This window comes from Brevundimonas sp. EU05-FHT14B11, from assembly GCF_058790835.1.
The window spans coordinates 857,373-868,760 of the sequence record NZ_JBYTCY010000001.1; the positions used below are offsets into that span (position 1 = coordinate 857,373).

Genomic DNA, 11,388 nt, shown 5'->3' on the forward strand with positions numbered 1-11,388 from the left:
AGGTCCATGACAGTGACGAATCACGGAAAGCGGCGCGTGTCCCCGAGCTCGAACCCCGTACTGAGGGATACGTTCCGTATCGGGACGGTCGCGTTTTCGTTGGCGGTGGCGTGGTTCGCTTTCAGGCCCGCCGCGACGATCGAAGGGGGGCTGCCGTGGGACAAGGCCAACCATGCCGTAGCCTTCCTGACTTGGACGGTTCTGGCCGCCTGCGGCTGGCCCCGGAACGGCCTGGTCCGGTCGGCCGGGATCATGCTGGGGGCCGGGATCGCGATCGAACTGATCCAAGGCCTGCCCGCCGTCGGACGGGACGCCGATGTCTGGGATGTGGTCGCCGACATGGTCGGCTTCGCCTTGGGCTGGGGTCTGCTGACCGCCGTGCAACTGCGGAACCGGCTCGGCCTCAGGGAATGAGGGCGCGGTTCGCCGCCTTGCGCGCGGCGATGTCGGCCAGGACGGGCTGAAGCGTCCGCCGCCGCGCCGGCGCGGACTCATAGATTCCGCCGGAATTGAACTGGGCGTAGCGCGCGCCCCGGTCGGCGGCCTCGAACCGGGTCAGGAATTCGACCGCGAGATACGGATCGAAGCCGGCCCGCGCCAGCAGGAACAGGCCCAGGCGGTCGGCATCGGCCTCGGCGCTCAACGACAGGCCCCGGCGCAGGGTGATGGCCCCGTTGGACGCGCCGCGCGCGCCGGTCACATCAGGCTGGGTGCGATGCTCGAGGACCGCATGGGCCAGTTCGTGCGCGAGGACGAAGGCCAGTTGGTCGTCGTCGGCGGCGACGCTGACCATGCCGTCGGAGATGAAGATGTTGCGGCCGTCGGCGCGGCTGCGGCGCGTGCCGGTCACCTCGACCTGGGTGGGATAGGCGCAGGCGTCGACCGGGCGAACGGTGACCTCGCGCTCGACGCCCGCCCGGCGGACCCGCAGGGTCACGGGCCCCCGCGCCGCGGCGGCGTCCAGCGTCGCCGCATTGGCCTGAAGACCCTCATAGGACTCCGTCGCGCCCTCGCCTCGCGACAGCGGCTGACCGTTGACCGACAGGATCAGGTCGCCGGGCGAAAGGCCGGCTTCGGCCGCCGGGCTGCCCCGCGGCGCGGCGAGGACGCCGGGCAGATCGCCCTCAAGGCCATAGCGGGCTTCGGCCGTCGGCCGCAGCGCGCCGCCGTACTGGCCGGCGGACTGCAGGGTCCAACCGGCGCGCGGGCGGGTGACGGGGCATAGATCGGCGTTGGACCGGGCGAGGGTCCAGGCCACTCCGGCGACACGGACGTCTACGGCGTTCAGCGCTTCAAGGCGCGCCTCGGGCCCGGCCTGGACGAAGGCTGTATCCGGCGCGGGATGGCCGCAGGCCGCCGCGTCCAGCCCGGAGGCCAGGACGACGGCGAGGATTTGCGCGCGGCGCGCCAACAGCCCTTAGAACGGACGGAAGATCGACAGCGCCGGCAGGGCGCCCACGACTTCCCGCAGGGCCGAGTTCAGGCGCGAGGTGTCGACCACGACGATGTCGTCCCCCAGCACGTTGGGGTCGTCGGCGCGGCCCTGACGGATCGCCTGCAGGTCGAACAGGGCGACCGTCCGCTGGCCGTTGATCGTGCGGAACACGGCGACCTTGGTCAGGTCGGCCACGCGGCTGGGACCCTCGGCCATGGCGATCGCCTGCAGCAGGGAGGTCGCGCCGCGCATCTCATAGACGCCCGGCTTGGTGACGGCGCCGTCGACCGTGATCTTCTGGCTGGCCGCCTCGGTGACCGTGACGGTGACCTGCGGGTTGCGCAGATACTGGGCGCTGAGCTTCTGGGCGATATCGGCCGAAAGCTCGCTGGAGGTCCGATCCGCCGCGCGGACAGCGCCGATCAGCGGCATCTGGAGATTGCCCGACGTATCGACGACCAGCTCATCGAACGACAGGTCCGCCACCTGGAAGACGCGAATCGACAGCTTGTCGCCGACGCCGATCCGATACTCGGTATGCGGCGCCGCATCGGGGTCGATACCCAGCTGGGGCGTAGGCTGGGCCGCCGTCATCTGGGTGACGTCCATCTTGGGGCCGCCGCAGGCGGAGAGCAGGAAGGCCGTGGCGATCAGGACCAGCGGGAGGGCGCGCATCATGCGACAGTCACCTTGAAATCAGGCGGCCTTGAACAGCCGTTTGAAGAAGCCCGGCCGGGTGGCCGAACGGGGGGCGCCGACCGCCGGAGGGACCGAAGCAGGCGTAGCGTTTTCCAGCACCGCTAGGGGTCGGGTCAACACCATGTCTTTCGCGGCCTGTTCGCCGAGGCGTTTCGACACGGCCTCGACCGCCTCGGAAAGCACCGGAGAACGGCTGCGCAGGTTGTGAGCGTCGGTGGCCAGGATGTGGACGATGCCCTCGTCCAGCATGCGCTCGGCCCAGTACTGGGTGCGTTTGCCGAAGCGGCCGGTGACCGAACCGGCGGTGATCTGCATCCAGGCGCCGCTCTGGGCCAGCTGGACCATCAGGTCATACTGCTCCTCGATCCAGCGCAGGCGCTCGGGGTGGGTGATTAGCGGATGAAAGCCCGCGGCCATGCAGTCGAACACGGCGTCGGCCATGCGCGGTGGGGCGGTGTTGTGTGGCGGTTCGAACAGGAAGTAGCGGGTGTCGGCCAGCGTCAGCTTGGACCCGTCGCGCAGGCCCGACGCCAGGCCGGGCACCAGATGCACGTCCGCGCCGGTCACCAGGCGCAGGGGGACGCCGGCTTGGTCCAGTTCGGCCTGAAGCGCGACCACGGCGGCGCGGACGCCGTCCGAGGTGTTCTCATAATAGCCCGGCATCATGTGCGGGGTGCAGGCGGTGACGGTGATGCCGTCGGCCACCGCGATCCGCGCCATCGCCAGCGAGGTTTCCAGGTCCGGCGCGCCATCGTCGATGCCCGGCAGGATATGGCAGTGGAGGTCGATCACATCGGTCTCGTGGTGCGGCGGCGTCTCTACAGGAGAGGCGCTGGCGGCTGAACAGGGGATGAAGGGCCGCCCCCGCGGCCCGCCTCAAACGTGGAACAGGAGCTTTAGTTCAATCCGGTCGGCGCGTCCGTAATGAGGCCGGCCGCGGCGGCGACGCAGACCTGATCGAAGGCTCCGACGATATGATAGAGCGAACTGGCGGGGGCCGGCTCGTCCACGAAGGCGCCGGACGCCTCCAGCTTGTCGCGCCAGGCGCCGTTGGGCCGCAGGTAGAGGGCCAGGCCCGCCGCCGCCTTGCGCGCCTCGGCCAGCCGCTGCTCGCGCTCGGAGCCCTCGGTCAGCTCGGCCATGGCCAGGGCGGCGCGCAGCCACTCGGTCTGGGGCCACAGGCGGGCGCGGGCGCTGCGCACCGACAGGCTGTCGTCCAGCTCGTCGACGGCGACGCCCCGGCGCGGATCGACCCCGCGCAGGCCGTGCATGTAAAGGCGCTTCGCCGCCGCCATGGCGCGGGCGTCGCCCCGGGCGAGGGCGTGCCGCGACAGCAGCCAGCTCCATTCGAACTGGTGGCCGGGCTCGACCAGACGGCCGTCCTCGCCCGGCGCCGGGCGCCAGTCAGCGTCGTAGAACTCGCGCAGGAAGCCGCCGTCGGCGTCGATGAAGCGGGTCAGGGCCAGTTCGGCCAGGGAATCGGCGATCGCGTCCCAGCGCGGATCGACGCCGCGCGCGGCCCAGGCCTGGGCCGCCTCGAACAGGTGCATGTTGGCGTTGGCCTGGAAGGGATGGTCGCCGGTCTCGCGCCAGCCGCCGCCGGGCAGGCGCTCGGCCAGAAGCCGGTCCAGCATGATCCCCGCCTGGGCTTCGCAGCGCGCGGTCTCGATCCCGGCGGCGTGGACGGCGGACAGCGCCAGCAGGGCGAAAGCCTGCTCATACTGCGGGGCGGCGTCGTCCAGCACCGAACCGTCGGTGTTCAGGGCGTTGCGCACCGCGCCGTCGGCGCGCAGGTAGCCGGCCAGGAAGCGCTCCAGTCCGCGTTCGACCCGCTCGCGCCACGGCCCCGCCCAACCCTGGGCGCCGGCGCGGGCGAAGACATAGATCTGGCGCGTCTGGACGCGGGCGCGGCGGCGGCTCTCCACCGCGCGGCCCTCCAGCGTCAGGGTCTCGACGAAGGCTCCGTCTGCATGCGTCCCGAGCGTCGCCCACAGCGGCAGGGCCGCGGCGCGCATCCAGTCGCCGAACCGCCGGTAGGGCGCAGGGTCGGCCGTCTCGGGCACGTCGGCGTGGCGCGGGGCCTCGGCCTTGACCCTGTCGACCACGGCCTTGACGTCCTGCGCCCGCGACAGGTCGCAGACCAGCACGGCGTCGTTCTCGGCGATGACCGCGATGTTGGACACGCCCAGGGTGGCCACCACCATGCCGTCGGCGGCGCGGACAAGGACGTTGTCGCTGTCGACGCCGATGTGCAGTCCCGTGTGGCCCGCGCCGGTCGCCAGCACCGAATCCCAGGCGCCCACGTCGGACCATTCGAAGCCGACGGGCAGGACGGAGGTGCGGTCGCTCTTCTCCATCACCGCATAGTCGATGGAGATGCGCGGGGCGGTGCGGAAGGCGTCGGTCAGGCGGATCAGGGGCCCGGTCAGGTCGGCGGGCAGGGCGTTGCGGGCGGCCTCCGCGATCTCGGGCGCATGGCGGGTCAACTCGTCCATCAGGGCGGCGCCCGAGACGATGAAATTGCCGCTGTTCCACAGGAAGCCGTCAGCCAGATAGCGGGCGGCGGTGGCGGCGTCTGGCTTCTCAACGAAACGCTTCACCGGCGACAGGCCGGCGCCCTGGGGACTGATGTAGCCGTAGGCCGGGGAGGGCCAGGTCGGGGTGACGCCCAGGGTGACGATACGGCCGCGGGCGGCTTCTTCAGCGGCGGTGCGGACGGCGGCGCGGAAGGCTTCCGCATCGGGGATGTGGTGGTCCGAGGCGATGATGGCGGCGACGCCGTCCGGGTCGCGCCGCTGGACGAAGGCGGCGGCGGCGGCCATCGCCGGTCCCGAATCGCGCGCCTCGGGCTCCAGCAGGATGGTGGCCTCGACGCCGATGGCGGCCAGTTCGCCGGCGATGGCGTCGGCATGCCCCAGGCCCGCGACCACCACCACGTCGCCGTCGGCGGCGAGGGGCGCGACCCGCAGGACGGTTTCCTGGAACAGTGACCGCGCGCCCGTCAGGGGCAGGAACTGCTTGGGCCGTCCGGGACGCGAGGCGGGCCAAAGGCGCGAACCGGCCCCGCCGCACATGATCACCGGATAGATATTCATCATTCCCCCGCGCAAGTCGCGACCGGATCAGCTTCTAGAGACAGAATGCGCCGCCGTCTCGGACCGGTTTCAACCGCCGCCGTCAATGCAGTCCGCGGACGTTAGAACGATTTGAAGAAATCGCGCTTTCTCCAAAGCTTTCACATCAGCAAATACTCTTGATGGGCGGCCTACCGGCGAGGCGTGACATCAGGGTGACAGGGCCCAAATAAGCGTCTAGAAGGCCGGAACTTTTCCGGTAGGCGACCATTGCAGCGCCTCGGGGCGGGCGTTTGACGCGATTCTGTCGGACGTTCCCGGATTTTTGAACGCCAAAGTGGAGGGCGGCGGAGATTCGTCACCATACTGAGATGGCCAGACAATATTACTCTGCTATCTCCACGGTTCGGACGAAGCCTGTCGGGCAGGACTAACTTGGGTAACAGCAACGCACTATTGATCCGTGGCCTGAAGGTCGCGGCGCGCGCCGGGGTTCGGGTCGTCGCGATGATCGGCGGGTATCTGGTGGCGTCCGGAAACGGGCTGACCCCGGATGCGATCCTGAACGCGACGCAGGACGCCTGGGTCTTCGCCCTTGTGTTCGCGGCCTTGGGCTTCGCCCTGGACCTATTCTTCCGCACCGACCGGGCGCTGTGGCGCTACGTCTCGATCGTCGACGTCGGTCCGATCGTGCGCACCTCCCTGCTGTCGGCGGCGGTCTTCCTGGTGTTCAGCTTCTTCCTTGAGCGGGGCGCGTCGCTGCCTCGCTCCACCCTGCTGATCGTGCCGGTTCTTGACATCGGGCTGACGCTGGCGCTGGTCCTGCTGCGCCGGATCCTGCACGACAAGGAAGCCCTGCGCGCCATCGCGCCGTTCGTCGGAGCCAGCGACGAGCGCAAGCCGCTGATCGTGGTCGGCGCCATGGACCGCGTCGAGACCTTCCTGCGCGAACTGGCCCGCAGCGGCGAGGCCTATCGCCCGGCGGGCATCGTGACCGACACCCGCGGAGCCGCGACGCGCGAGCTGCGCGGCGTGCCGGTGCTGTCCAACGCCACGGCGGCCTTCGAGATCCTGGAGGATCTGACCGATCACGCCATAGAGGGGGCGATCGTCTTCTTGGACGATTCCCTGACCCCGGTGGACTTCGGCGTCGAGCGGCTGGGTCAGCTGCGGACCCGCGGCGTGCACCTGCTGCGCGCGCCCAGCCTGGTCGAGATGGGCGGCAAGGCCGACGAGCCGGTCATGCGCAAATTCGAGCTGGAGGAGCTGCTGGCCCGTCCGCCGGTGCGTCTGGCCGACGGCCCGCTGCGGGCCCTGGTCGCGGGCAAGCGCGTGCTGGTCACCGGCGCCGGCGGCTCGATCGGGTCGGAGATCTGCCGTCAGGTCGCCAGCCTCGGCTGCGGCCATCTGGTGCTGCTCGACAACTCGGAATTCAGCCTGTTCCGGATCGACCAGGAGATCGAGCATCGCTGGCCGACCCTGTCGCGCCGCGAATATCTGTACGACGTGCGCAACAAAGCCCTGCTGAACGAGGCCTTCGCCGCCGAGCGCCCGGACATCGTCTTCCATGCCGCGGCCCTGAAGCATGTGCCGCTGATGGAGCGGCATCCGTGTGAAAGCGTGCTGACGAACGTCGTCGGCACCTGGAACGTCGCCGAGGCCGCCAACGCGGCCGACGTGAAGCACATGGTCTTCATCTCGACCGACAAGGCCGTGGATCCGCCGAACGTCATGGGCGCCACCAAGCGTCTGGCGGAGGCCGTGGTCCGCGCCCAGCAGACCGGCGACGGCGGGACCACCCGCTTCAGCGTCGTGCGCTTCGGCAATGTTCTGGGTTCGGCGGGTTCCGTCGTGCCGACCTTCCGGGCGCAGATCGAGCGCGGCGGGCCGGTCACGCTGACGCACCCGGACATCGAACGCTATTTCATGACCATCCCCGAGGCGGTCCAGCTGGTGCTGCACGCCACGGCCCATTCGGCCGGCCAGCCGGACGCCCCGCTGGGAGTCTTCGTGCTCGACATGGGCAAGCCGGTGAAGATCATCGACCTGGCCCGCCAGCTGATCGGCCTGTACGGCAAGATCCCGGGCAAGGACATCGAGATCGAGGTCACCGGACTGCGCCCCGGCGAGAAGCTGTTCGAGGAACTGGTCGATTCCAGCGAGGTCGCCGAGATGTGCGGCCAAAGCCTGATGCGCGTCACCGACCGCATCGAGGGCGCGCGGATGACCGAGCGCATGGTCCAGAAGCTGGAGCAGGTGGCGCGCCAGGGCGACAACTCCGACGCCCGCGCCCTGATCTTCGAGATTCTGGCCCGCGTCCGCACCGTCGGCGACGACCGGGCCCTGGCCGAGGTCGTGCCGATCAAGCGGGCCTGATCCCTCTCCCCACAGGGGGAGGGCCTAGTGCGAGATGTCGCGGGCGCGCAGCACCTTGCCGACCGTCATCCAGATGGTCTTCAGATCCATCGCGAACGAGCGGTTGTTCAGATACTCGGCGTCGAGCCGGACCTTGTCCGGAATGGGCAGTTCGTCGCGTCCGTTGACCTGGGCCCAGCCGGTCAGGCCGGGACGCAGCTTGTGGACGCCCTGTTCGGTGCGCAGGCCGATCAGGTCGTCCTGGTTGAACAACGCCGGGCGGGGGCCGACGATCGACATGTCGCCGACCACGATGCTCCACAGCTGCGGCAGCTCATCCAGGCTGCTCTTCCTCAGGAAGCCGCCGATGGGCGTCAGCCAGGCCGAGGTGTCGGTCAGCAGATGGGTGGCGACCGCCGGGGTCTCGATCCGCATCGAGCGGAATTTGGGCATCCGGAACAGCTTGTTGTCCCGCCCGACCCGGTCGGACCAATAGATGGCGGGGCCTCGCGATGTCACCCGCACGGCCACGGCGGTGGCCAGCAGAACCGGCGACAGGGCGACCAGGGCGCCGCCCGCCAGGACGAAATCGAACGCGCGTTTCACGGGATCACCGGACCTTCATGATGCCGCGCACGGCGTCGATGATCCGGTCGATCTCGGCCCGGGTCATGTTCGAGCCCGAGGGCATGCAGACGCCGTGTTCGAAGATCTGGTCCGAGACCGCCTCGTTGCCGTGGGCGAAGTGGCGGCAATGGGCGAAGACGGGTTGCTGGTGCATCGGCTTCCAGACCGGTCGGGCCTCGATCATCTCGTCGGCCAGCCGCCGGATGAGCTCGGGCGCGGTGACGCCCGTCGCGTCCGGATCCAGGGTCAGGGCCGAGAGCCAGCGGTTGGAGACGCTCCACTCCGGTTCCGGCTGCCAGATCAGGCCGGCGATGTTCGACAGGCCCTCGCGGTAGGCGTCATGGACCGCGCGGCGTGAGGCCACCCGGTCGCCCAGCACCTGAAGCTGCCCCCGGCCGACGCCGGCCAGGATGTTGGACATGCGGTAGTTGAAGCCGATCTGGCTGTGCTGGTAGTGCGGCGCCGGATCGCGCGCCTGGGTGGCCAGGAAGCGGGCCTGTTTGATCAGGTCCTCGTCGTCGGACAGCAGCATGCCGCCGCCCGAGGTGGTGATGATCTTGTTGCCGTTGAACGAGAAGACGCCCATCAGGCCGAAGGAGCCCGAGGCCTTGCCCTTGTAGGTCGCGCCCAGGCTTTCGGCGGCGTCCTCGATCATCGGCACGCCGTAGCGGTTACACAGCGCCAGGATCGGGTCCATGTCGGCGCTCTGGCCGTACAGGTTCACGACGATCACCGCCTTGGGCATCCAGCCCTCGGCCTTGGCCGCGTCGAAGGCCCGCTCCAGCGCGATCGGCGACATGTTCCAGCTGTCGGGCTCGCTGTCGATGAAGACCGGCTCGCCGCCCTCATAGACGATGGGGTTGGCCGAGGCCGCGAAGGTCAGGGTCGAACAGAAGACCCGGTCGCCGGGCTTCACCCCCAGCATGCGGACCGCCAGGTGGATGGCGGCGGTGCCCGACGACAGGGCGGCGGCGTGCGCCATCCCGGTCTGGGCCGCCATCTCGCGCTCGAAGGCGTCGACGTTCGGACCCAGGGGGGCGATCCAGTTGGTGCGGAAGGCCTCTTCCACGAAATGCAGCTCGGCCTCGCCCATGTGCGGCGTCGACAGCAGGATGGGCGCGCCGATGTCGCGGCGGTTCAGCACGCGGACGACCCGGCCTTCGCCGTCGATCAGGGGCAGGTGGTTGATCTCGTTGGCGTCCATCAGGGCCAGGGCGGCCTTGCGGCTGACCTCTTCCGGCGCGGTGACCGAGGTCAGGTCCGGCAGCGCCTCAAGCGTGTCGCCCATCTCGGAGCCCGCCAGCAGCAGACGGCGCAGGTCGCCGTCGGTGACGGTGCGCTGGAAGCGGCCGTCGGCGTCCACCAGCAGCAGCATCTGCATGCCGGACGCGTTGATGGTCGCCATCGCATCGCGAATGGTGGCGGTCCGGGCGGCGCTGAAGGCGTCGATCTCGGTCATTCAGGAGCCTTTCGGGGCGGCGGGGACGCCGGTCCAGGTCTGGGCGGAGGCCACGTCGCGGGTCACGACCGCGCCGGCGCCGATAGTCACGTCATCGCCGATGGTCATGCCGGGCAGGACGACCGCGCCGGCGCCGATCAGGCAGCGCGCGCCGACCCTGACGCCGCCGCCGAGGGTGGCGTTGGGGGCCAGGTGGCAGAAGTCGCCGACGGCGCAGTCATGGTCGACGACGGCGCCGTGATTGATGATGACGCCGCGCCCCACCACCGCGACCGGCCCGACGACGGCGCCGGCGGCGACGAAGCCGCCCTCGGCGATCGTGGCGAAGCGGGAGATTGAGGCGGCGGGGTGGAGAACGGTCAGGGCCGATCCACCCGCCGCTTCGGCTTCACCCTGCAGGCGTTCGCGAACGGCGGCGGCGCCGATGGCCACGTGGAAGGGCTGGCCCGCCGGGGGTGCGATCGCGGGCGTGGCGACCGGCAGGCCCAGCAGGTCGGGCGCGGGAGCGTCGGCGCGGACGGCGACGCCGGACAAATCCGTCCCGCCTTCCAGCAGGGCGTCCAGCACCACCTTCGCATGCCCGCCTGCGCCGATCAGATGGATCATCTCAGTACCCGTTGACCTTCATCAGCAGGGCCGCGTCCAGGGGGACGGAGGCCAGCAGGTTGGCGATGCGCGGTCCGGCGCGACCGTCGCCATAGACGTTCTGCGGCGCCCGGCGGCCTTGCGCCAGCAGATCGGCGATCCCGGCGGCCAGGGCCGCCTCGGTCGCCTCGACATCCAGCACATTGGCGTTGCGCTCACGCAGGTTCTGGCGCGGGCCGACGTTCAGCACCGGCGTGCCGAAGCTGGCGGCCTCGATGATCCCGGCGCTGGAGTTGCCGATCATCAGGTCGGCGTGCGCCATGGCGGCGACGAAGGCCGGGCGGGCCAGATGGGTGCGCACGGTGATGTCCTGCGCGCCCTTGGCTTCGGTCAGGACGGCGCGGACGCCGTCGCTGCCCGCGTCGGCGTTGGGCATCAGGGCCAGGACCTGCAGGCCCGCGTCGGTCAGGCTTTTCAGGATGCGGCGCGCGTCGTCCGCGGCGGTCGCGGCCTCCTGCAGCACGGGGTGATAGACCATCAGGGCGAACGGGCGCTCGGGATCGAGGCCGTGCAGGCGCATCACCTCGGTCTGGTCGGGCAGTTCGGCGTCGGTCAGGCCGTCCAGGCCGGGTGCGCCGGTGACATGGACGTTGGCGGCGTTCTCGCCCATCCGCACCAGCCGGTCGGCGGCTTCGCGCGTGGCGGCGAAATGCAGGTGGCTGAGCTTGGAGATGGCGTGGCGCACAGGCTCGTCCACCGTGCCCGACCGCTCGCCGCCGTGGATATGGGCGACGGGGATGTTCAGATGGATGGCCGCCAGCGCCCCGGCCAGCATCTCGCCCCGGTCGCCCAGCAACAGAACCGCATCGGGCCGCTCGCTTTCCAGCACATCGGTGAAGGCAGCGACCATGGTTCCCAGGTTGCGGGCCATGGTGGCGCCTGTCGCGGGCTCCAGCGGCACCGGCACGCGGGCGGCCAGGCGCAGGCCCGCGGCCTCGATCTCGTCCACCGTATGCCCGTAGGCGGGGGACAGGTGCATGCCGGTGGCGATCACCGCCAGGTCCAGCTCCAGATGGTCGCGCAGGATCAGCAGCGTCGAGCGCATCAGGCCGAAGTCGGCCCGGGTGCCGCTGATGTAGCAAACGCGCCGCATG

Annotated in this window: 10 protein-coding genes; 2 read left to right on the forward strand and 8 right to left on the reverse strand. The window is 70.2% G+C overall.

Going from position 1 to position 11,388, the window contains the following annotated elements:
- Positions 1-105 precede the first annotated feature (105 nt).
- Positions 106-414, forward strand: coding sequence for a VanZ family protein (locus AC3WRV_RS04350; RefSeq protein ID WP_492312280.1), 309 nt, complete (start codon positions 106-108; stop codon positions 412-414).
- On the opposite strand, the gene AC3WRV_RS04355 is transcribed toward AC3WRV_RS04350, so the two are convergent.
- From AC3WRV_RS04355 to AC3WRV_RS04370, 4 genes are all read right to left on the reverse strand, one after another.
- Positions 404-1,411, reverse strand: coding sequence for a M48 family metalloprotease (locus AC3WRV_RS04355; RefSeq protein ID WP_492312281.1), 1,008 nt, complete (start codon positions 1,409-1,411; stop codon positions 404-406). The genes AC3WRV_RS04350 and AC3WRV_RS04355 overlap by 11 nt on opposite strands.
- 6 nt (positions 1,412-1,417) lie before the next feature.
- Positions 1,418-2,113, reverse strand: coding sequence for a polysaccharide biosynthesis/export family protein (locus AC3WRV_RS04360; RefSeq protein WP_291832273.1), 696 nt, complete (start codon positions 2,111-2,113; stop codon positions 1,418-1,420).
- Between the two features lie 18 nt (positions 2,114-2,131).
- Complete coding sequence (locus AC3WRV_RS04365; RefSeq protein ID WP_492312282.1) at positions 2,132-2,926, reverse strand: tyrosine-protein phosphatase; 795 nt, start codon at positions 2,924-2,926, stop codon at positions 2,132-2,134.
- 104 nt (positions 2,927-3,030) lie between these two features.
- Positions 3,031-5,229, reverse strand: coding sequence for an AGE family epimerase/isomerase (locus tag AC3WRV_RS04370; protein WP_492312283.1), 2,199 nt, complete (start codon positions 5,227-5,229; stop codon positions 3,031-3,033).
- A gap of 435 nt (positions 5,230-5,664) precedes the next feature.
- Between AC3WRV_RS04370 and AC3WRV_RS04375 the strand changes: the two genes are divergently transcribed.
- Complete coding sequence (locus tag AC3WRV_RS04375) at positions 5,665-7,584, forward strand: polysaccharide biosynthesis protein (protein WP_492312284.1); 1,920 nt, start codon at positions 5,665-5,667, stop codon at positions 7,582-7,584.
- 24 nt (positions 7,585-7,608) lie between these two features.
- On the opposite strand, the gene AC3WRV_RS04380 is transcribed toward AC3WRV_RS04375, so the two are convergent.
- The 4 genes from AC3WRV_RS04380 to neuC are packed head-to-tail and all read right to left on the reverse strand — an operon-like array spanning position 7,609 to position 11,387.
- A complete protein-coding gene (locus AC3WRV_RS04380) occupies positions 7,609-8,169 on the reverse strand; it encodes a sugar transferase (RefSeq protein ID WP_291832317.1) in 561 nt (186 codons plus the stop codon).
- A gap of 4 nt (positions 8,170-8,173) precedes the next feature.
- A complete protein-coding gene (locus AC3WRV_RS04385) occupies positions 8,174-9,649 on the reverse strand; it encodes an aminotransferase class I/II-fold pyridoxal phosphate-dependent enzyme (protein WP_492312285.1) in 1,476 nt (491 codons plus the stop codon).
- On the reverse strand, positions 9,650-10,255 hold the full coding sequence (locus tag AC3WRV_RS04390; protein WP_492312286.1) for a NeuD/PglB/VioB family sugar acetyltransferase: 606 nt from the start codon (positions 10,253-10,255) through the stop codon (positions 9,650-9,652).
- Position 10,256: 1 nt separating this feature from the next.
- Positions 10,257-11,387, reverse strand: coding sequence for a UDP-N-acetylglucosamine 2-epimerase (neuC, locus tag AC3WRV_RS04395; RefSeq protein WP_291832321.1), 1,131 nt, complete (start codon positions 11,385-11,387; stop codon positions 10,257-10,259).
- Position 11,388: the final 1 nt, after the last annotated feature.